The 22,677-nt window shown below is 53.8% G+C and carries 17 protein-coding genes; 8 read left to right on the forward strand and 9 right to left on the reverse strand.

Translation table 11 applies throughout. The features are described 5' to 3' along the window. Positions 1-165: 165 nt before the first annotated feature. From TMES_RS19500 to TMES_RS19535, 8 genes are all read right to left on the reverse strand, one after another. Positions 166-1,245 carry an FAD:protein FMN transferase gene (locus TMES_RS19500; protein ID WP_085585687.1) on the reverse strand — a complete coding sequence of 360 codons (1,080 nt, stop codon included), beginning with the start codon at positions 1,243-1,245 and terminating at the stop codon, positions 166-168. Next, positions 1,242-1,826, reverse strand: coding sequence for a nitrous oxide reductase accessory protein NosL (locus TMES_RS19505; RefSeq protein WP_085585689.1), 585 nt, complete (start codon positions 1,824-1,826; stop codon positions 1,242-1,244). The genes TMES_RS19500 and TMES_RS19505 overlap by 4 nt, the downstream gene beginning before the upstream one ends. Then, entirely contained in the window at positions 1,823-2,647 is an 825-nt protein-coding gene (locus tag TMES_RS19510) for an ABC transporter permease (RefSeq protein ID WP_085585691.1), read from the reverse strand. The genes TMES_RS19505 and TMES_RS19510 overlap by 4 nt, the downstream gene beginning before the upstream one ends. Next, a complete protein-coding gene (locus TMES_RS19515) occupies positions 2,644-3,573 on the reverse strand; it encodes an ABC transporter ATP-binding protein (protein ID WP_085585693.1) in 930 nt (309 codons plus the stop codon). Before TMES_RS19515 ends, TMES_RS19510 begins: the two co-directional genes overlap by 4 nt. Continuing rightward, the gene (locus TMES_RS19520) at positions 3,563-4,825 is read right to left on the reverse strand and encodes a nitrous oxide reductase family maturation protein NosD (RefSeq protein WP_143589741.1); all 1,263 of its coding nucleotides are present in this window, start codon (positions 4,823-4,825) and stop codon (positions 3,563-3,565) included. Before TMES_RS19520 ends, TMES_RS19515 begins: the two co-directional genes overlap by 11 nt. 50 nt (positions 4,826-4,875) lie before the next feature. Beyond that, positions 4,876-6,804, reverse strand: coding sequence for a TAT-dependent nitrous-oxide reductase (gene nosZ / locus TMES_RS19525; RefSeq protein WP_085585697.1), 1,929 nt, complete (start codon positions 6,802-6,804; stop codon positions 4,876-4,878). Between the two features lies 1 nt (position 6,805). Further along, positions 6,806-9,106 carry a NosR/NirI family protein gene (locus tag TMES_RS19530; protein WP_143589742.1) on the reverse strand — a complete coding sequence of 767 codons (2,301 nt, stop codon included), beginning with the start codon at positions 9,104-9,106 and terminating at the stop codon, positions 6,806-6,808. Positions 9,107-9,358: 252 nt separating this feature from the next. Then, positions 9,359-10,108: a cyclic nucleotide-binding domain-containing protein gene (locus TMES_RS19535; RefSeq protein ID WP_342746323.1), complete on the reverse strand. Its 750-nt coding sequence runs from the start codon at positions 10,106-10,108 to the stop codon at positions 9,359-9,361. Positions 10,109-10,319: 211 nt separating this feature from the next. Here TMES_RS19535 and TMES_RS19540 point away from each other — a divergent pair, with 211 nt between their 5' ends. From TMES_RS19540 to TMES_RS19575, 8 genes are read left to right on the forward strand one after another with little or no spacing between them, the layout of a single operon-like run. Beyond that, positions 10,320-11,699 carry an MFS transporter gene (locus tag TMES_RS19540; RefSeq protein WP_085585701.1) on the forward strand — a complete coding sequence of 460 codons (1,380 nt, stop codon included), beginning with the start codon at positions 10,320-10,322 and terminating at the stop codon, positions 11,697-11,699. A 13-nt stretch (positions 11,700-11,712) separates the two neighbouring features. Beyond that, complete coding sequence (locus TMES_RS19545; RefSeq protein WP_085585703.1) at positions 11,713-13,098, forward strand: NarK family nitrate/nitrite MFS transporter; 1,386 nt, start codon at positions 11,713-11,715, stop codon at positions 13,096-13,098. Between the two features lie 57 nt (positions 13,099-13,155). Next, the gene (locus tag TMES_RS19550) at positions 13,156-16,893 is read left to right on the forward strand and encodes a nitrate reductase subunit alpha (RefSeq protein ID WP_085585705.1); all 3,738 of its coding nucleotides are present in this window, start codon (positions 13,156-13,158) and stop codon (positions 16,891-16,893) included. After that, the gene (narH, locus tag TMES_RS19555) at positions 16,890-18,416 is read left to right on the forward strand and encodes a nitrate reductase subunit beta (RefSeq protein ID WP_085585707.1); all 1,527 of its coding nucleotides are present in this window, start codon (positions 16,890-16,892) and stop codon (positions 18,414-18,416) included. The genes TMES_RS19550 and narH overlap by 4 nt, the downstream gene beginning before the upstream one ends. Further along, complete coding sequence (gene narJ, locus TMES_RS19560) at positions 18,416-19,123, forward strand: nitrate reductase molybdenum cofactor assembly chaperone (RefSeq protein ID WP_085585709.1); 708 nt, start codon at positions 18,416-18,418, stop codon at positions 19,121-19,123. Before narH ends, narJ begins: the two co-directional genes overlap by 1 nt. Positions 19,124-19,134: 11 nt before the next feature. Continuing rightward, a complete protein-coding gene (gene narI, locus TMES_RS19565; RefSeq protein WP_085585711.1) occupies positions 19,135-19,881 on the forward strand; it encodes a respiratory nitrate reductase subunit gamma in 747 nt (248 codons plus the stop codon). 4 nt (positions 19,882-19,885) lie between these two features. Continuing rightward, positions 19,886-20,680: a peptidylprolyl isomerase gene (locus TMES_RS19570; RefSeq protein ID WP_085585713.1), complete on the forward strand. Its 795-nt coding sequence runs from the start codon at positions 19,886-19,888 to the stop codon at positions 20,678-20,680. 25 nt (positions 20,681-20,705) lie between these two features. Further along, positions 20,706-21,227 (forward strand): DUF2478 domain-containing protein, encoded by a 522-nt coding sequence (locus TMES_RS19575; protein ID WP_085585715.1) that lies wholly within the window; start codon positions 20,706-20,708, stop codon positions 21,225-21,227. Positions 21,228-21,540: 313 nt separating this feature from the next. Here the strand turns inward: TMES_RS19575 and TMES_RS19580 are convergent, their stop codons facing one another. Further along, positions 21,541-22,647: a mandelate racemase/muconate lactonizing enzyme family protein gene (locus TMES_RS19580; RefSeq protein WP_085585717.1), complete on the reverse strand. Its 1,107-nt coding sequence runs from the start codon at positions 22,645-22,647 to the stop codon at positions 21,541-21,543. Positions 22,648-22,677 lie beyond the last annotated feature (30 nt).

The following is a 22,677-nucleotide window of genomic DNA, read 5'->3' on the forward strand; positions in this document are numbered from 1 at the left end:
CTGCGGACTTCTCCTTGCCAGGCGGTAGACTGCATCGGCAAAATGGATCTTATTAAAAGAAACATGCTTTAAAGCTTCACATTGATGCGTCTCACATTCCGGCGACGCCGGATGACAGCATGTGTTCGTTTTAAAACGCACCTTAGCGAACGGAATTGACGGCGATCAAATTTGTGACGGGTCGCGCCTGCCCGCGCCCACAATCCGCCTCGGCATCACCCCCGCGCCGGTCAGTACATTGGTAGCATTGGCTGCATCGGTAGCAGCATGCGGAAACCCAATAACCAGTGACACATCGGTCAATGGCAAAACCTTGCGAATTTCATGTTCTGACATCATCGAAAACGCTGTCGACAGGGCATCAGCGGTTGTCGCACTGGGCGCTTGCACCGAAAGGCTGCTCCACAATGCGGGTGATGTCCCGTTTTTGGGGTCAATCAAATGAAACCTTTGACCCGGAAGATCGAAGCGAAAGCCATATGTTCCCGAGGTTGCCAATGCGTCCGTTCCCAGATCTACCGCTTCGCGCGCGGGCTGCCCGCTGATCGGTGCCTTGATGCGCACGCGCCAGTTTGCCCCGTCGGCTTGCGGGCCGACCGCACGTTGTTCCCCCAAATCGACAAGAACGTGGTTAAACCCGCGCTGACGCAACAAGGCCGCAATGCGGTCGGTAATATATCCCTGCGCAATCCCGTTAAGCGTCACCGCCATGCCGCGCCGGGCAAAACTGACACGGCCTTCTTCCACCACAAGATCGCGATAACCCACAGCTTGCAAACTGTGGGCAACCACCGCATCGATTTGCCCGCGATCAGTTGTTTTGTGCAGTGAAAGCCCGGCCAGGGCCTGCCACACCGGCTGGATTGTCGGGTCAAAGGCACCATTTGTCAGCGCGGCAAAACCGGTCGCGCGCGCCATCAGGTCAATAAATTCCTGTTCGGGGTCGCCAACCTCGCCTTGGGTGTTTAACCGGCTAAGTGTCGAGGCCGGGCGATACAGGCTGAAGATATTTTCCAGACGATCAATTTCAACCACGATATCGGCCAACACCTGATCGGCATGTTCCTTGTCCGTGCCATCAAGCAAGATTGTTGCCTGCGCACCCAGCGCCGTTCCGTGCCAGCGATGCACGGATGCCGACCGCAACGTGCTTGCCAGACCCGCAAAGGGAAAACCTGCCACAGCGGCAGCGCTACCTGCACAGGCAAGCAGGGTTAAGGTCCGTCTTTTTTTTAGATCAGTCATAATTTTGTCTCCGGCGGTTCACCGCTATCAAGGACATAACTTTGGGGAATTTCATCGTATCGCACGATATTGCCGCCATGATTTTTCACATACCCTTCGGCCGCTTCACGGGTCGAAAACGGTACCGCCTCGCCCACCTGATAAGCCAGATTCCCGCCACCGCTTGCCCGGCCTGCGCTACCCGGCACCCCGGCGCCAAGCTGGGCTGCCATGCCGCTTGTCTGATCGCTATGCAGTACAAAAAAGGCAGACTGGGCCGGGATCCAGTTTTGGGGCGGGTTATTCCAATCGGTATAGCCCGTCATGTCCGAAACATAGATGATCGCAATATTGCCCGCTTCGTCGGGAAACAGGCTATAGGCGATGGCATCGCGTACTGATGGAAACCAGAACGGCGTTTTATCGGTACGATGAAAAACCTGTGCTTTTGGCCCGGGGTGGTCTTCCACAATCATGCCGCAAAAAAAGCCCTGTGCATCGCGCGAAAGCGTGGCGGGTGGCGGTAATTCAACCGTCTTTTCACCATCACACCCGGCAAGCAGCGCCAGCATTATGGCAAGGGCTGGCAACCGGATTTTCATAGCGACTTCCTGTGAAAAATAAACACAGCCAAGCCCAATGGCAGCGTGGTCCAGAAGAACAGCGACATTAACGCGCCCGATAACGCAAGCCCCCCTGCCATGTCCGCACCCAGCAAACCGGCGGCGGCCCGGATATCTTCGACCCCGGCTAGGTTAAACATGCGAAAGGCATCCGCCGGATTAAACAGCAGCAGAAAATTAAACACAGACGGCCCGATAATCGCCGCCTGATCGGCCACCAGCCCGCCCAGCAGGGCCATGTCATACATGACAACAAAAACCAGCCAGACGATAAATGCCAGTGCCGCCGCAGCACCGCGTTGTTGGGGCAAACCGCTAATCACCAGACCAATGGCAACAAAAACCGCCCCTAACCACACTGAACTGCCAACCAACAGCAGATAACCATGCCAATTGGCGCTATCGGGGGCCAGCCAAAGCAAAAACAAGCCCGCCACACCAAACCCGGTAATGGTTGCCGCCCCCAGGCCGAATGTCTGGCCAATAAATTTGCCCACCACCACCTGCCAGCGCGCGACCGGATAGGTCAGCAACAAGGACATGGTACCGCGTTCTATTTCGCCCACCAGCGCGTCATAGGACAATAACAACGCCATCAACGGCAGCAGAAAAACGGCAAGGCTGGTCAAACTGACCGTTGTAACCGCCAACCGGTCCACCCCGACCGACCCCGAAGGCGCACTGCCGACAAAGGTCAGCCCCAGTGCAAAAATCATCAGCGCACCGGCAGCCCCCAAAAACCAGCGATTACGGATCCCGTCGCAAAATTCCTTGCTGGCCAGAATAGCAATGGCTTTCATGACGGCGTGCTCCGGTTCTGGAAATGCAAATACAAATCGGCAAGGGTCGGTTGCGTAATATCAAGATCGTCAAATTCGGGCACGTTACCAACAAGATAGCGCAACATCTCGACCTTGCGCGTGGGCGGCAGGGCCAGTTCGATGGCGTGCCCGTTAATCGGCCTTTGGGTAATGCCCGCTGGCAGCGACGATGCAATATCTGAAAACCCGGCTGCTTGATGGCTGTTTAGTCTGATATGAATCGGTAAATTGGCCTGATCGCGCAATTCGCCCAAGGTGCCCGCCGCAATCAGATGGCCTTTGCGTAGAATGGCAATTTTACGGGTGTGGGCTTCAAGTTCCGTCAAGGCGTGCGATGATAAAATGACGCTAACGCCATCGTCTTCAAGTTCACGAACAATGTTATAAAAACTGTGGCGCAATTCCGGGTCCAGCCCGGTTGTTGGCTCGTCAAGCAACAATACCCGTGGATTGCCGATTAACGCTTGCGCCAGCCCCAGCCGCTGGCGCATGCCCTTGGAATAGGCACCGACTTTTTTCCGCGCGGCATCGCCCAGCCCGACACGATCAAGAAGGCGGGCGCAATCTGCCACCGGCTGGCGTTTTAAGCGTGCATAAAAAGCAAGGGTTTCCGCCCCGCTTAATGCCGGATAAAACGCGATATTTTCGGGAAGATATCCCAGATTTTGACGAATTTCGGTGGCCCCGCTCCCCGCCGGGTCCACACCCAGAATACGAACCTTTCCGGCATCGGGTCGGATCAAGCCCAAAACCAGCTTCATCAGCGTGGTTTTACCTGCCCCATTATGGCCCAGCAACGCAAGGCTTTCGCCTGCGCCAACCGATAAAGTAAGATTTTCAAGCGCATGCTGGGTATCAAATGTTTTTGTAACACCCTGCACGCAAACCGTCTGTTTATCCGGCATGCTGTATTTCTCCGTGAAAGATGCTTAGATCTGGCGGCGTCATCAGCGGCGCACTATCCACCACACCACCAGGATGCAGGGCCGGAAACCGCGATTGTGCCCATTTCAGAATCTGGAATGCAGGTGAACTGATCAGCAACCTGGCCGATGGATGGGCCCAGACGACCTGGTCAAGCATATCGTTGGGACGATAAGGGCGGTCGCCAATGCCGTTGCCATCAAGGTCAAAGGCGGCGTTATCGCTCCAGTAATTTCCCCGGCCATTTTCCGACCATTCAAGCCAGCGCGTCCCAACATATTTGACCTGGGTTCTGTTACCGACAAACGCATTATCAACGATTACGTTGCGTTCCGAACCTGCGGTAAAATGCACGCCAATATCGCAGCCTTCAAAACGGTTGCCGCGAAAATCGTTTTTATTGGAATTATAGATAAACACACATTTGGCACCGCCATTTTCCACCGCATTTCCGATAAATTCGGATGCATTGGCGTAATTTAACATGATGCCGTGTTGCTGGTCGCCCGACGATAAATTGTCGGTCACGCGCAAATGGTCCGAATACATAAGGGCGTAGCCCACTGTATTGTCATAAGACCGATTGCCGCGAATTTCGCTGTAATTTGTATACATGTAATGAATGGCAAAACGGACATTGCGAAACACGTTGTCTGCAAACAGGTTTTCGCGGCTGGTGGTCACAAAAATGCCGTCGCGCCCCTGCGATACCCGGTTGCCAATAACCTGAGACCCCGGCGTATTCCAAAGCTGAATGCCGTTGCCACGTTCGTTAACGCGCAAATCCTGACGCCCGGTAACATCATTATCGCGCACCACCGCATCGTCGGGGCCCGACAGGTAAATACCAATCAGGTTATCGTCGATATGGTTATGTTCAACTACGGCGCGGTCGCCGTTCGGGGTAACAAAAATACCGGAATCCTGCGTTGCCAGCGTTAACCCTGATCCCGTTACGGTTATCCCCTGCACAGTAACATCCGGGGCATCAATGGTAACGACAGTGCCCTTCCCGTCCCCTTTGATAACGGCACCGGGCATGCCGGCAAGGTCGATTGCGTGCGCAATAATTATCGGCCCTGCATGAATGCCGGGGGCAAGGACAAGGCGGTCCCCGTCCTGCGCCTGGCTCAGCGCCAGAACAAGGCCCCCCGGAATGGCGGCAACGGCAATTTCTGCCGCTGGTGCAGCACGGGTCATCAAGGTTAGAATGACCAGCACGAAGCTGGTCATTCCTCCCAATTTGAACCGGTTAACAACCGATAACATTGTAATTGCTCCGATCAGGCCGGTTTAACCAGCATACGTCCGCGCATTTCCATGTGCAGCGCATGGCAGAACCACTGGCAATAGAACCAGTGGACACCCGGACGATCTGCCTTAAAGGTGACAGAAGCAGTCGCCTGCGGTGCAACCTCCATGGCGACACCATAGTTTGCAATGGTGAAGCCGTGGGTCAGATCATCAACGTCATCGATATTGGTGATGAAAACGGTAACTTCATCGCCCTGATTGACCTCGAATTTTTCCAGGCTGTACATCGGTGCGCTGGAATACATATAGACGCGCACTTTGTTGCCATCGCGGATCACATCCTCGGCGGATTCAAGGTCGACCCCGTCTTTTTTCGCCCATTCACGGGCATCGGCCCACATGGGATCATTGCGGTCCCAAACCCGAAGCGGGTTCACAATCGACCGTTTGACAATGATACAGTCATGCGGTTCGGCAAAGGTCGGGCCATCATGAACAATAACCGGGGTATCACCGGTAATATCGATCAACTGGTCATTTTCGGGTTTTAACGGCCCGACATTGATAAACCGGTCCTTGGAGAATTTGTTCAGGCTGACCAACCATTTCCCATCGGCTTCTTTGGTTTCACCCATCGAGGTATGGTTGTGGCCCGGCTGATATTCGACATCGACCTTGGCAAGAATAGGATCAACTTCTTCGCCCTTGAATTTACGCAGGGCTTTGTCGATGTTCCATTTGCAAATCTGGCTGTCGATAAACAGGGTGGTAAAGGCATTTCCCTGTCCGTCAAACGCAGTATGAAGCGGGCCAAGGCCCAGTTCGGGTTCGGCAACAACAACACCGCGCGGTTTGATCTTGTCGTTAAAGCAATCTTCAAACAGGGTAACGTCAAGAATGGTAACGGTCGGCGACAGCTTGCCATTGATCACGATATGGCGGCCATCCGGCGCGGTATTACAGCCGTGCGGGCTGTTTGATACCGGGACATAACGGGTCAGGGGCGACCCATGACGACCATCAAGAACCTTGACACCATTCATGATCTTGAACTTGCCATCACGAACGGCCTGTTCGATCCGTTCGATCGAGAAAATGACAGCCCAATCTTGCTCGCTCGAGGTCATTTCGGCCAGGGTTGTGCCTTCTTCCGAGTTATAGCAGGTCGAAATCGCGTATTTGCCCTGATAATCAGCATCGCAGTTATCAAGGTTACCGTCGACAATAACCTGCCAGGCAACTTCCATGCTGTCGCCGTCAATGGCGGTAAAGATGGCATGGTATTTTTTCGGCTCATCCAAAATTGAACCGTCATTGGGCATCGGCACCCGATGTTCACCATTGGCAAACACATAACCGGTCCGCGGGTATTTCTGCGGACGCAAACCATGAATATCGGCTGCATTGGGAACTTCGACAATTTTGTCGCATTTCATAACATCGCAACGGATACGACCGACACGGGTATTGGCCTTGTCGTTAACGAACAGATAGCGCCCGTCATAAGTACCATCGGTGAAAGACATATGCGGGTGATGCAAGTCGCCATTGACCCAGCTGCCACCTTTGTCAGCCAGAAACTTTTTGGTGTCGTCGGTCAGGCCTTCGGTTAAAATCTTGCGGCTTTCATTGGTCTGGCCCCAACCCGTCGCACTGCAACGGTTAAAAACCGGAATGCGCATCAGTTCGCGCATCGAAGGCACGCCCATGATGCGAACTTCACCAGCCTGTCCGCTGCTCCAGAAACCGTAATATTCGTCAAGATCACCCGGTGCAACTTCTGCATTATTATGGGCATCTGCGGCATGGGCCGAGCGGCTGTCGCCCAGCAATACCGAACCCCCTGCCAGACCAGCCGCCCCCGTTGCCGAAGCAATACCGGCCAGCCCGGCAACCTTTGCAGTCCCCCCCAACAGGCTCCTGCGGGTCATTTTCATGTTTTCGTCATGGTTGGACATCTTAAAACTCCTGATGGTGCTTATATAGTGTTCCGCGTCCAGGAACTGGATCGGAACCAGTTTCAGTCCCCCCGGCGCCGTCAACGTTTTCAACGGCCGGATTCTTGTGCGTTAGGGAAGATGGGCTATTGGTTTGCAGTGCCAGCCTGCGTTCAAGGCGGGCCATCTTTTTAATGACGACCGGGCAGTCATGCGCGTCGTAGTAGAGTTCCTGGCAATGCAGACAATAAAGACATTCATTCGGGTCGATATGCCCGTCGGGATGGATGGCCTGAACCATGCATTCAACCGAGCAGCGCTGGCAGGGCGAACCGCAATCGCGATAGCGTTTTAACCAGTCATTGATGCGCATCCGCCCCGGAATGGCCAGGGCCGCACCCAGCGGGCAAAGATAACGACAAAAAAACCGTTCGACGAAAAGCCCGATCCCCAGCAACACAAAGGCGTACAGAACAAAGGGCCATTCACGGACAAAACCCAAAATAATCGCGGTTTTAAACGGTTCTATCTCGGCAATACGTTCGGCTTGGTCAAAGTCGTGAAACGCCACGCCAAACAGCACCAGAAACCCGATATATTTAAGCGGCCACAGCCGTTGATGGACAGCAAACGGAATGGTCAATTGCGGAATGCGCACGGCTTTGGCAAGTTTGTTCAGCAGTTCCTGCAAGGCACCAAACGGGCACAACCAGCCGCAATAAGCCCCACGCCCCCAGAAAATCATTGCCGCAGCCACCGCAAACCACAGAATGAATATCAGCGGGTCCATCAGGAAATAGCCCCAGTCGAAACCGGACCCGAACGATGTTGCCACTGTTAAAACATTAACCACAGAAAGCTGGGCGTGGGCGTAATAGCCAATCCAGACCACGGTAAACAGCAAAAAGCCGATACGAATGCGTTCTGTCAGCTTGCGACGGCGGACGAACCAATCCTGGAAAAAGAACAACCCTGTCAAAAGCAGCATTGCCGTTGCCAGCACCGCAATATCGACCATCCGGCTTTTCCAGACCCGCATCCACAGGGCATCACGGCCACTGTCGTCGTCGGCCATGGCGGCATTGCCACCCGTTGCCGGTGCGGCACTCGCCCCCGGAACAGGTTCGGGTGTGGGCAGCTTGCGCAGATATTTGACCGGTGGCGTGTAATCGAGCCCGACGGTGGTAAAAATTTTGTCCAGCGCGCCCAGACGACGTTGCACCAGCAACTGGAAATGCCACGGGGCTGCAGGGTCCAGTTTTATGTCACGCGGCACAACAAACAGAGATACTTCGCTAAATCTGGGCGCACCCGCTGCGGCGATGTCGCCCAGGCGTTTATGGTGACGATCGCGAAACCGAATGCTGCTGTCGCCCTGGGTAACCTGAATACGATCAAACACCCCGCCGCGCACATAACCCGATCCTTTAAAGGAATATTCTCCGTTCGCGGCAATCAGGATCGCTTGCTGATCGGGCTGCAACATTTTTTGCAGGTTGGCATATTCCGCATCGCCCAGCAGGCTGCGTCCGATTGTCGGGATGGACACAAGGGCGGCATAAAGATCAATAAAAGTGGTATCGCCCGGAGGTGGCAGCACCTTGCTGGCCGCGCGCGGATCACCATTGCCGGAAAATGCCTGATTGATATCGTCGCGCGTAACGTCAAGGCGGCGTACTGACCCGTCACCGACCAGCGTTTGCCAGTCGACAATGCTGCTTTTGGCGGTATCAACCACGTACTGATCGGCAATGGCACCTGAAACACGCAAGCCCCCCAACTGCAAGGCACGGGCAACCTTGATTGCCGAACGACGCATTGAATCATCGATCACCATAATGGTAACCGTGGCCCCGCTCACAATATCGGACGGCAACACATCCTGTGTGTCGCTTTTGGCATAACCTGCGACGTCGAAACCTTTGTAGCCATCGATATAATGGGTAATTTTGCTTTCGGGAATACCAACCAGAATGATCGGTTCCTTGTGCGCAACCATGCGCCCGCCCGCAAGAACGCCGTCATCGGTAATACCAAGAACAATGTCAATTGGCTTACCCGAATAACCGATCGAGTTGGCCCAGTCGCTGTTCAGAAAAAGATAGCCAAGCTGGCGCTCCCCCTGAAAAACCGGCGCGACAGGGAAATCTGTCCGGATGGCACCCACATGGTCAGCCCCGGGGAAAAAATCCGTAATACTTATTTTATCGAGATAGGCCGACAGGCGTTCCGCATGTGCGCTGACACTGCCTAGTATCAGTACCGCCCCCACCAGAAGCGCCAGCGCCCCCCGTCCCCACTCTGTTCTTCGATCTCCAGGCACTTTCGTTATTCCTCGCGCACCGGCGGTTTCCAATAAAACCGCGACCAATGTGCGAGAAACCTATCCCTTCGAGAGGGGGGCTCACTTGATTTTGGTCATTTTTCCCATGCAGACTGGAGCCTGTCTAAAAGACAATCCAGAACAATGGCGTCGCCGCACGAAGTTGCGAAAAAATGACAGTGCCGGAACCCCGCAGATGCCTGTTTCGAGGCATAGGGGCGCGACATTGGCGCAAGGCAAACACAATGACCGTTAAAACACCGAGGGCAAATCTGCATCATCAATCAGCGGGCTGGGTTTTGCCAGGCCCCGCAGGGCGTCAAGGTCGGAAATGGTGACATGCTGGGCATCGAATTCGACACCATAGGATCTTAACCCGCGAATAGCGCGCGACAGGTTTTCCGGGGTCATCCCCAGAAACGAGGCAATCTTGCGTTTTTCAATCGGCAAATCAAATTCCGGGTTCTGCCCCCCGATTTCATATTGATGCACAACATAATTCGCCAGTCTTTCGATCGAACTGCGCAATTTCAGATTTTTTGTATTTTTGACCACCGCCCGGTAACGGGCGGATAATTCACTGACCACACTGCGGGCAAAGGCCCCGTCCGCATCAAACACCTTGCGAACATCCGAGGATGGCAACAGGATCAACCGCGATTTTTCCAATGTCCGCGCCGACATAAGATAAGGCGCATCCTTAACCGTGGCTGCCAGAATAAAGGTCGAAATCGGTTCTACCGTCGCAATGGTGGTTTCGCGGCCATTCCAGGATGCAAACAATTCAACCCGGCCTTCCAGAACCACATGCAAAAAGTCGCTCATGTCGCCCTCGGTAATCAAATCGACCATCGGGGGAAATGTTTGCACATAGGCCCCGCGCATCAATTCGTCGAATCGTTCCCCGGGCATCTCCCGAAATAACTCCAGATCGCGTAAATCAGGTACATCCGAGGGGCGCATGGTGTTCGTTCTCCATATCACTTGATAATTATCAAGCATAAATAACAAATAACTCAATCAAGTACACAAAGTATTTTTATCAGTAAATGACACTATAATTACTTTGACATATCATGTTTCATATCGACAATTATTTTACAAAAGCAAAATGATTAATTGATGCTGATCAAGTTTTTCACCTCTCTCTGCCGCATTACTGCATTCCGAACGGCGCACGGTCATCGCGCCAACGGAAAAGAGAGGGACGAAAATGCATACTCTCGACGGAGTAACCCGAACCGATCAGGCGCGTGCCCTGGGGCTAAGCACCTTTGCATTCACCACATGTTTTGCTGTCTGGACCATTTTCTCCATTATTGGCGTCAAGATCAAAGGCGAACTTGGCCTCACCGATACCCAGTTTGGTTTGCTGGTGGCAACGCCGATCCTGACCGGTTCCATCAGCCGCATTTTTCTGGGCATCTGGACCGAACAATTTGGCGGCCGGATCATTTTCCCGCTGCAAATGCTGATAACCGCCGTTGCTGTGTGGTTGTTAACATCCGTTCACAGCTATCCGATATTTCTGTTGGCCGCCCTGGGGCTCGGTCTGGCAGGCGGGTCATTCATTGTTGGCGTTGCCTACGTCTCGCGCTGGTTTGAAAAAGAACGACAGGGAACCGCGCTGGGCATTTTTGGCGCAGGTAATGTCGGTGCCGCCGTTACCAATTTTGCCGCCCCTTTCCTTGTTGTTGCCTTAGGTTGGCAAGGAACAGCACGAATATATGCCATTGTCCTGGCCATTGTTGCGGTTCTGTTTTTCCTGCTTTCCAAATCCGACCCGGTATATCAGGAACGCAAGCGCACCGGCGAAGGCCCTGTATCAACCAGCGCGCAGCTTGCGCCGCTTAAAAATATCCAGGTCTGGCGTTTTTCAATTTATTACTTCTTTGTCTTTGGCGGCTTTGTCGCACTGGCATCGTTTTTGCCTCGCTATTATGTCGGAGCATATGGCCTCGAACTGACAACAGCAGGCGTATTTGCCGGTCTTTATTCCCTGCCGGGCTCCATCTTTCGCGCACTTGGCGGCTGGATGTCAGATAAATGGGGTGCCAGGGCGGTGATGTATCTCACCTTTATCGTCTCGCTGGTCTGCCTGTTTTTCATGAGCTATCCGACCACAGCTTACACAGTTTCGGGTATTGACGGGCCAATTTCATTTAATTTCGGCGTTTCGCTTACCATGTTTGTCGCCCTTACTGTTGTGCTTGGTTTCGTCATGAGCCTCGGCAAGGCGGCAGTTTACAAACATATCCCGGTTTATTACCCCCACCATGTGGGTGCGGTTGGCGGTCTGGTCGGCATGATCGGCGGGTTGGGCGGGTTTTTCCTGCCGGTGGCCTTCGGCATGTTGCTTGACGCGACCGGGGTCTGGACCACGCCTTTCATGCTGTTATTTGCCATCGTCGCGATTTCAACGGTGTGGATGCATGTCGTGATCCGCAAAATGGAACATCGCCGCCATCCGGACCTTGCCGACGAAATATACCTGTCCGATCTGCCCGAACATCCCCTGGACGCCCCGGCATCTGTTGCCGGGACAAAGCCTGCCACAACCGGTGCTGCCACCGGGCGCTCAACCGCGCGCTAAAAGGAAAATCATCATGGAAACACAACCCAGTCAAAGCCGCTATGTCCTGAACGACTGGCGTCCCGAAGATAGCAGTTTCTGGCAGGCCACCGGGGCCTCTGTTGCCACCCGCAACCTCTGGATTTCTATTCCTTGCCTGCTTTTGGCCTTTTCGGTCTGGATGGTCTGGTCGGTGGTGGTGGCAAAATTGCCTGCCATCGGGTTTACCTACACCACAGGCGAGCTTTTCTGGCTGGCTGCCCTGCCCGGTTTGTCGGGTGCGACGCTGCGCATTTTTTACAGTTTCATGGTGCCCATTCTGGGTGGCCGCTTGTGGACAGCCTTATCAACCGCGTCGCTGTTGCTGCCAGCTATTGGTATCGGCTTTGCCGTGCAAACACCCGACACGCCTTATTACATCTTTCTGATCCTGGCCCTGCTTTGCGGGTTGGGGGGCGGTAACTTTGCCTCGTCCATGGCCAATATCGCCTTTTTCTATCCGAAAAAAAGCAAAGGCAACGCTTTGGCCTTAAATGCCGGGCTGGGCAATCTGGGCGTATCGGTCATGCAGTTTGCTGTGCCGATGGCCATTACCACCAGCGTTTTTGGTGTGCTGGGCGGCGAAGGCCAAACGCTTTCCGAAGGCGGACAGTTATGGATGCAAAATGCCGGTTTTATCTGGGTGCCATTTCTGATTATCGGTTCCATCGCGGCCTGGTTTGGCATGAATGACATTGCCGATGCCAAAGCCAGCTTTCAGGAACAATCGGTTATCCTCAAACGCCGTCATAACTGGATCATGTGCATCCTTTATACCGGCACATTTGGCTCGTTCATCGGTTATTCCGCCGGTTTCCCGTTGCTGATGAAAACCCAGTTCCCCGGCGTTGATGTTCTCGCCTTTGCCTTTCTTGGCCCGCTTGTCGGCGCATTGTCGCGCGCGGCAACCGGCTGGATCTCGGACCGTTTTGGCGGCGGACGTGTCACCTTCTGGACCTTTCTTGGCATGATCGTCGCTGTTGTCGGTGTTTTGCACTATTTGCCATCGGGCAATGTCCCGGGCGACTTCTGGGGATTTTTTGCAAGCTTTATGGCGCTGTTTTTTCTGACCGGTGTTGGCAACGCGTCAACATTCCAGATGATCCCGTCGATCATGCGCCAGGAAATCCCGCGTTTGATGCCCACCCTTAACGGTGCAGCAACCTTAAAACAGGCAGAACGCGAAAGTGCCGCCATCATCGCCTTTACCTCGGCCATTGCCGCCTACGGGGCGTTTTTCATTCCCAAAGCCTATGGCACCTCGATCGGGCTGACCGGCGGCCCCGAAGCAGCCCTTTGGTTCTTTGCCGCCTTTTATGCCGTTTGCGTGGTCATCACCTGGGCCTTTTATGCACGCAAGGGTGCGCCTGTGCCTTGCTAGTTCCCGCACCCCGGTAAGTCCCGCCTTACTGCGCACACCCGCCTTCAGGAGAGAGAAATGAGCCATCTGCTCGACAGGCTGAATTTTTTTCAGTCCAAACAACTAGAAACATTTGCCAATGGTCACGGCCAGGTCACCCGCGAAAACCGCGACTGGGAAGACACATACCGTAATCGCTGGCGCCACGACAAAATCGTCCGTTCGACCCACGGGGTGAATTGCACCGGGTCGTGTTCGTGGAAAATTTATGTCAAATCCGGCATTGTTACCTGGGAAACCCAGCAAACAGATTATCCCCGGACACGCCCCGACCTTCCCAACCATGAACCGCGCGGGTGTGCGCGCGGTGCCAGCTATAGCTGGTATCTGTATTCGGCCAACCGGGTGAAACATCCGCTTATTCGCAGCAGGTTGTTGCGCGCCTGGCGTAAAATGCGCCAGACCATGAATGCCACCGACGCATGGGCGGCATTACAGAACGATCCAATCTTGCGCGCATCTTATGTTAAAATGCGCGGCAAAGGCGGGCTGGTACGCGCTACGTGGGACGAATCCACCGAAATCATCGCCGCGGCCAACGCCTATACCACCAAAAAATATGGCCCGGACCGCGTATTCGGCTTTTCGCCCATCCCGGCCATGTCGATGGTATCCTATGCGGCAGGGTCGCGTTATTTGTCGCTGTTAGGCGGCGTCTGCATGAGCTTTTATGACTGGTATTGCGACCTTCCCCCCGCCAGCCCGATGACCTGGGGCGAACAAACCGACGTTCCCGAAAGTGCCGATTGGTACAATGCCGGCTTTTTGCTGTTGTGGGGATCAAACGTTCCGCAAACCCGCACACCCGATGCCCATTTCTATACCGAAGCCCGCTATCGCGGTGCCAAATCGGCCGTTATTTGCCCGGATTATTCCGAAGCTGCCAAATTTGGTGATATCTGGCTGGCACCAAAACAGGGAACCGACAGTGCCTTGGCCATGGCGATGGGCCATGTGATTTTGCGCGAATTTCATCTCGATCGCCAAGCCGAATATTTTGAAGATTACTGCCGCCGCTATAGCGACATGCCGATGCTGGTGCGTCTTGAAGAAAAAGACGGCAAACTGGTTGCCGGGCGCTTTTTACGGGCCGATGATTTGGGCAACAAAGCCGGCACCACCAATAACCCGGAATGGAAAACCCTGGCGATTGACCAGCTGTCGGGCAACATTGTTGCTCCCAATGGCTCGGTCGGGTTTCGCTGGGGCGAAGACGGCAACTGGAACCTGGAAAACAAGGCTGACAGCCGCGAAACCGAATTGAAAATGTCGTTGATCCTCGAACAGGATCATGACGAGGTTGTTGCGGTTGATTTCCCCTATTTTGGCGGGGCTGCCAGTGACAGCTTTGTCAAATGCGAACATCCCGACATTTTGACGCGCAATATTCCGATCAAAAACATTGCGCTTGCCGATGGCACGGCCAAGGTCACCACGGTGTTTGATCTGTTTTGCGCCAATTACGGTCTGGATCGTGGTCTGGGCGGCAACTGGGTTGCCAAAAGCTATGACGACGATGTGCCCTATACCCCGGCCTGGGCCGAAAAAATTACCGGGGTTCCAGCAGCAAAAATCACCATGGTCGCTCGCGAATTTGCCCTGAATGCGGAAAAAACCCGTGGCAAATCGATGGTCATTCTGGGGGCTGGTCTGAACCACTGGTACCACATGGATATGAACTATCGCGGCATTATCAACATGTTGGTGATGTGTGGTTGTGTCGGGCAGTCCGGCGGCGGCTGGAGCCACTATGTCGGCCAGGAAAAACTGCGCCCGCAAACCGGCTGGCAACCGCTGGCCTTTGGGCTGGACTGGTCCCGTCCACCGCGTCATATGAACGCAACCTCGGCCTGGTATGCCCATACCGACCAGTGGCGTTATGAAACCCTAAAAGCTGACAAAATCCTGTCGCCAACCGCCCCTGCCGGTGATTGGGATGTTAGCCTGATTGACTATAACATCCGTGCCGAACGCATGGGATGGCTGCCCTCGGCCCCGCAATTGCGCACCAACCCGCTTGACGTCGCAAAATCGGCCAAGGCTGCCGGGGTTGATGTGAAAGACTATATCGTCAAAAAACTGAAATCAGGCGATTTGCAAATGTCATGCGAAGACCCTGATGCCCCTGAAAACTGGCCGCGCAACCTGTTTGTCTGGCGCTCGAACCTGTTGGGGTCGTCGGGCAAGGGCCACGAATATTTCCTCAAGCACCTGTTGGGCACCGATCATGGTGTTCTGGGCAAGGATTTGGGACGAGAAGGCGAGGTTGAAACCAAAGAAGCCATTTGGCACGACAAAGCCCCGGAAGGCAAACTTGACCTTCTGGTCTGCATTGACTTTCGCATGTCCACCACCGCTGTTTATTCCGATATCGTCCTGCCGACAGCCAGCTGGTACGAAAAGAACGACCTTAATACATCGGATATGCACCCGTTTATCCATCCGCTTCAGGCAGCGGTTGATCCGGCATATGAGTCAAAATCGGACTGGGAAATTTTTAAATCCATCGCCAAAAAGTTTTCCGAAGTTGCCCCGGAAATTCTCGGCGTGGAGGACGATGTCGTTGCCCTGCCGATCCTGCACGATACCCCGGCCGAAATTGCACAGGACCAGGTTCGTGACTGGAAAAAAGGCGAGTGCGAGCTCATCCCGGGCAAAACAGCCCCCAATTATATTGCCGTCGAACGCAATTACCCCGCCCTTTACGACCAGTTCGTTGCCGTTGGTCCGTTGCTCGATAAACTGGGGAATGGTGGCAAAGGTATTTCGTGGCCCACCAAAACCGAAATACAGCACCTGCGCGAACTGAACGGTGAATGGGCCGATGGCCCGGCCAAAGGGTGCCCGAAAATCGTCACAGATATTGACGCAACCGAAGTCATCCTGATGCTGGCCCCGGAAACCAATGGTGAAGTTGCCATCAAGGCGTGGGAAGCCCTGGGTAAATTTACCGGACGCGATCACACCCATCTGGCACGCGCCAAGGAAGACGAAAAAATACGTTTCCGCGATATTGCCGCCCAGCCGCGTAAAATTATTTCGTCGCCCACCTGGTCGGGGATCGAAAGCGAAGAAGTTTGTTATAATGCCGGTTACACCAATGTTCATGAATTTATCCCGTGGCGCACCCTGACGGGCCGTCAGCAGCTTTATCAGGATCATTTATGGATGCGGGCATTTGGCGAAGGTTTTTGTTGTTATCGCCCCCCGGTCGACCTCATGAGCGTCACCAAAGAAGTGAATTCCGACGCACGCGACGGGCAACCCCATGTGGTGCTTAACTTTATTACCCCGCACCAGAAATGGGGCATCCATTCAACCTATTCCGACAACCTTCTGATGCTAACCCTGAACCGGGGTGGCCCTGTTGTCTGGATCAGTGAAACCGACGCCGCAATTGCCGGTATTGTCGATAATGACTGGGTGGAAGTTTACAATATCAACGGGGCGCTAACGGCCCGTGCCGTGGTGTCACAGCGGATCAAGGACGGCACGTTGTTCATGTATCACGCCCAGGAAAAAATTGTGAACACACCAGGTTCGGAAAAAACCGGCAAGCGCGGCGGCATTCATAATTCAGTGACGCGCACCACACTTAAACCCACCCACATGATCGGCGCTTATGCCCATCAAAGTTACGGTTTTAACTATTACGGCACCGTTGGTTCGAACCGCGACGAATTTGTAATCGTTCGCAAAATGAACCGCGTGGACTGGCTCGACCAGCCCGCCGCCGCCGAGGAGGCAGCACAATGAGAATTCGCGCACAAATCGGTATGGTGCTGAACCTTGATAAATGCATCGGCTGCCATACCTGTTCGGTTACCTGTAAAAATGTCTGGACCAGCCGCGACGGCGTTGAATACGCATGGTTCAACAATGTTGAAACCAAACCTGGGCTGGGCTACCCGCATGACTGGGAAAACCAGAAGCGCTGGAACGGCGGCTGGGAACGAACAAAATCTGGCAAACTTCAGCCCAAACAGGGGGCAAAATGGCGCATCCTTGCCAATATTTTCGCCAATCCCTCGCTTCCCGAAATTGACGATTATTATGAACCGTTTGATTTTGACTACGATCATTTGAAATCCGCCCCGGAAATGCAAGCCTTTCCAACCGCACGCCCGCGTTCGAAAATCACCGGCGAACGGATGGAAAAAATTACGGCAGGCCCGAACTGGGAAGAACTTCTTGGCGGCGAATTTTCCAAACGGTCGGAGGATTACAATTTCGAAGGCATTCAGAAGGAAATCTACGGGCAATACGAAAATACCTTCATGATGTATCTACCCCGGTTGTGCGAACATTGCCTTAATCCCACCTGCGCGGCATCATGCCCTTCTGGCGCCATTTACAAACGCGAAGAAGATGGCATTGTCCTGATTGATCAGGAAAAATGCCGGGGCTGGCGCATGTGCGTTTCGGGTTGCCCTTATAAAAAGGTTTATTATAACTGGTCGACGGGCAAGTCTGAAAAATGCACCTTTTGTTATCCGCGCATTGAAAGTGGCAATCCCACTGTTTGCTCGGAAACCTGTGTCGGGCGTATCCGCTATCTTGGCGTCATGCTTTATGATGCCGACGCCATTGAACAGGCCGCAAACACCGAAAACGAAAAGGACCTGTATCAGGCCCAGCTTGATATTTTCCTTGATCCGAATGACCCCGAAGTACAAAAGCAGGCCATTGCCGACGGCGTCCCTGCTTCATGGGTAGAAGCCGCCAAAAACTCGCCAGTCTGGAAAATGGCAATGGACTGGAAAGTTGCTTTCCCGCTTCATCCCGAATACCGGACCTTGCCGATGGTTTGGTATATTCCGCCGCTCTCTCCCATTCAAAATGCTGCTGAAGCCGGCCAGATTGGCCATGACGGCGAAATGCCCGATGTGCGCAGCCTGCGTATTCCGGTGCGTTACCTTGCCAATATGCTCACCGCGGGCGACGAGGCCCCGGTTGTTTCGGCCCTTGAACGCATGCTGGCAATGCGGGCCTATATGCGGTCCAAAACCATTGACGGCGTTATTAATACCGGTGTTGCCGAACGTGTTGGCCTTAGCCCCGCAATGATCGAAGACATGTATAAAATCATGGCTTTGGCCAATTACGAAGACCGTTTTGTTATTCCAACCACCCATCGCGAAGTTGTTGAAGAAGCCTATGACCTGCGCGGCGGCTGCGGCTTTACCGACGGCAACGGATGTTCGGGCGGGATCAGCGAAGCGTCGTTGTTTGGTGGCGGCAAAAAGAAAACGATGACTCTTCCCTCGGAGGCATTCTGATGATCATGACATTCAAGGTCCTATCAGCACTTTTAACATATCCCGGTCAGGAGCTTCAGGAAGCATGCGCAGAAATTGTGCCTGTTTTGCGCACTGAAAAACTGCTGTCGCCAGCAACCATAAGCCAGATCGAGCCGCTGCTAGCCGAGCTTGCGACATCAGATATCTATGACCTGCAGGAACGTTTTGTGACCCTGTTTGATCGTTCCCGCACGCTGTCGCTTAACCTGTTTGAGCATGTGCACGGCGAAAGCCGTGACCGTGGTGGCGCGATGGTCAATTTGCTTGAAACCTATCGGGCGGGCGGGTTTGAACCCGCCACCACCGAGCTGCCCGACCATTTGCCGGTATTACTGGAATTTCTGGCAACCCGCCCGCTAAATGAAGGGCGCGAAACCCTGGCCGATGCGGCCCATATCCTTGAGGCCCTGCGCGATCGTCTTGCCCGGCGCGACAGCACCTATGCGGGGGTTTTCGCAGCCCTTGGCGAATTGGCGCTGGGCGAAACCAACAAAACCGCTCTTGCCGAACTTTTAGCCGTCGCCGAAGACGACCCTGACGATCTGGCTGCCCTTGATGCGGTTTGGGAAGAAAGCGAGGTCGTTTTTGGGCCGGATCCCAACGGGGATTGCCCCCAGGTCCGCGACATATTGAACCGTATGGATGATCGCGCTTCGCCACAGGCCGCGACAACCGGTTTTAAGTAAAGGAAAACACAATGCACAACTTTCTTTTTGGTGTTTATCCCTACATCGCGTTAACCGTGCTGATCGTGGGTTCCATTGCGCGGTATGAACGTGATCCCTTCACCTGGAAATCATCCTCCAGCCAGTTATTGCGCCGCAAACAACTGATTGCCGGGTCAATCCTGTTTCACGTCGGTGTTCTGACGATTTTTGCCGGCCATCTTGTTGGTTTGCTCACCCCGATTGCCCTGTTTGATGCCTTGGGGATCAGTCATGGCGCCAAACAAATCCTGGCGGTTGCCGCAGGCGGTATTGCCGGGATTATGGCGCTAAGCGGCGGCGCCATGCTGCTGCATCGCCGCCTGACCGACCCGCGCATTCGCGCGACATCAAGTTTTGCCGATACGGGAATTCTGGTCATTTTACTAGCCCAGCTTGTGTTGGGGGTCAGCACGATTTTCGTGTCGTTGCAACATCTTGATGGCCATGAAATGACCAAGTTCATGGCTTGGGCACAAGGTATTTTCACCCTGCAATCCGATGCGGCCAGCCATATTACCGATGTCGCGTGGATCTTTAAAATTCATCTGGTGCTGGGGCTGACGATCTTTGTTTTGTTCCCCTTCACCCGGCTGGTGCACATGCTATCGGTGCCGGTGCGGTTTTTGTGGCGTCCCGGTTATCAGGTAGTTCGGTCGCGTCGCCAAACACCCCTGCCGCCTCGCCGCGCGACCGCACCCCGGCCTTCGCGTTCCAATCTGACCAAACCGGCGGAGTAAAATCATGAGCGACGCATTTTTCCCCGACATCGTGGTCAATGGCGATACGATTCCGACAAGTGAGGTATCGGCCGAACTGCAAAACCACAACGTCCCAGAGGGCAAACAGGCCCTGGCATGGCGTCGGGCCGCGCGCGCCCTTGCTATTCGCACCTTGCTGCTACAAGAAGCAAAAAAGCGCGATCTTGACGCAAGCACCCACGATATCGGCCCCGGTAAAAACGAGACCGGGGACGAAGCGCTGATCCGGACCTTGCTTGAACAGGCCTTGCCCGAAACCACACCCGACGAAACAACCTTGCGCGCCTATTACGACGCCAACCCGGAACGGTTTCGCGCACCTTCCTTGTACGAGGCCTCGCATATTCTGTTTACGGCAGACCACACTCCAGCGGCACGTGAAAAAGCCCGGCTTAGGGCCTTGGCTGCACTTGGCATTCTCAAGCGTGACCCCGAGAAGTTTCGTACCCTTGCCCGCAATGAAAGCGACTGTTCCTCGCGCCAGTCAGATGGCCGCCTGGGGCAAATCAGCCGCGGGGAAACTGTTGAAGCATTTGATCAGATGCTTGACCGGCTAGACCCCGGCACCATCGCACCAGAGCCGATTGAAACCCGGTTCGGTTTTCACATATTGCGCCTTGATGCCCGCGCACAAGGCGAAATATTGCCGTTTGAAAATGCCAAACCCCGCATTGCCGAAGCAACCGAAAAAGCGGCATGGACCCGTGCGGCAAATGATTTTGTCACCGACCTTGTCAACCATGCCGATATTTCGGGCATCGACATGCGCCCGGAATAATCAGGCACAGGAAAGGGATGATATTATGGAAATCGCATTCATAAGTTCCAGCGAACGCGGCGGCACCGACCGTTTATTGGCCAAAGTTGCCACGCGGCTAGAAAAACAGGGCTTCCGGCTGGCGGGCGTTGTTCAAACCAACTTTGACCGACCCGGCACCCACCATTGCGACATGGATGTCCGTATCCTGCCCCAAGGTCCGGTCGTTCGCATTTCGCAAAATCTTGGTGCGGAATCGCAAGGGTGTCGCCTTGATCCCAATGCTTTGGAAACGGCCGTGGCCTGTGTTGAAACCATGTTCGATGACGGATCGCCGATTGATTTTCTGATCCTCAACAAATTTGGCAAGCACGAAGCCGAAGGGCGGGGTTTTCGGACCCTGATCGGCGAAGCCATGATGCGCGGCATTCCGGTATTAATCGGCGTAAATACACTTAACCGCGCCGCTTTTAACACCTTCACCGACGGTATTGCCCAGCCACTAGCGAATGATGTGAATGATATTCTCGACTGGTGCCTAAACAAGCGGGCATTGGTAGCAGGCTGAAATGACAAACACCAAAGCATCCTAAGCCGAACAAACAAAGTGTGTCTTAACCAACAAATCTCAACAAATACAGTTCCGCCACCCACACGAATTTATAGTGTTTACAGTTCATTGCTTGCTCTGAGATAAAATTTCTTGGTAAGTTTGAATTTTTTTCGAAAAGTACAGCCCGTCATTCTTCATCGTTATTCCCAAAAGTCCAAACGATGGAAACACGTCCCTGCCTTAAGCACACGGGCGCGTTGGTCACATCTTTTTCACGGCCAGAATTCTGACGGGCTGCACTTAAATTTCTATTTCAGCAAGAAATTCATTAGTTAACCCGATAGCGTGTGACCATGTCCCAATTAAGTTCCAGGCCAAACCCGGGACCCTGCGGAATTTGAATGATACCGTCTTTAGGATCAGGGCGATTAGCGATCATTCCAGCCCAGATCGGATCACGTGCCGGCTCGAAGCACTCGACACACAGCCCGTTCGGGATGGCAGCAATCATCTGCATGGCAATCTGTGATTCTTCATGATGGCCCACACGGATATCATGCAAGGTGCACAACGCGGCTGCACGACGCCAGTCAGTAATACCGCCTGCTTCAGAGGCATCAAAGTTAACAATATCTACCGCGTCAGCTGCCACCAGTCGACGCACTCCTGCGCTGGAAACCTCGCTTTGTCCTGCATTAATCGGTATCATAGTCGAGCGACGAACCTGTGCCATTGCACGCGCATCGTCATACCAATGGCACGGTTCCTCGAACCAGGAAATATTATATTTCTCGATCAAACGAGCAAACCGAATTGCCTCTGAAACAGGCCAGCCACGATTAGCGTCCACAGCAATCCAAAAATCATCCCCGGCGCCCTTTCGGGCCGCTTCTACACGCTTGGCGTCCTCCTCTGCGCTTAAACCACCAACTTTAACCTTGCAGCCAGCAAGCCCTGAATCTCGAAGCCGCGCCATTTCCTCGCCCAAATCGGACAAGGTTTTACCTTCTTCGTAATAACCACCGATACAAATAATGGGCAATTCCTGGCGGTATCCGCCGAGCAGACGACATACATTTAGACCTGCCGCCTTCCCCATTAGATCCCAGATTGCGCTATCAATACAGGCGATAGCTTCCATAACTAACTTGCGGTCACGATTCCACTCGGCCACTTTGAACATTTTTTCCCACAAATTCTCGACGGCAAAAACGTCCTGTCCAACGACCAGCTGCGTCAATTCATTTTCTATGATATCAACGACCTCTCTCATATGATCGCGATTGTCGCCATTGTAAACTTCGCTAATCAGGCCCGTATCAGTTTCCATCCGCGTGATGATGGTACACCGTTTGGTGACGTTATATTTACTGCCCCCAAAATTGCGCGAAAGCGGGATTTCGACGGCGATAACGGTTACATTTGTGATCTTCACGAGATCCTCCCTGTCAAATAAGATAATTGA

The sequence above is a fragment of the Thalassospira mesophila genome, from assembly GCF_002115755.1.
Lineage (GTDB): Bacteria > Pseudomonadota > Alphaproteobacteria > Rhodospirillales > Thalassospiraceae > Thalassospira > Thalassospira mesophila.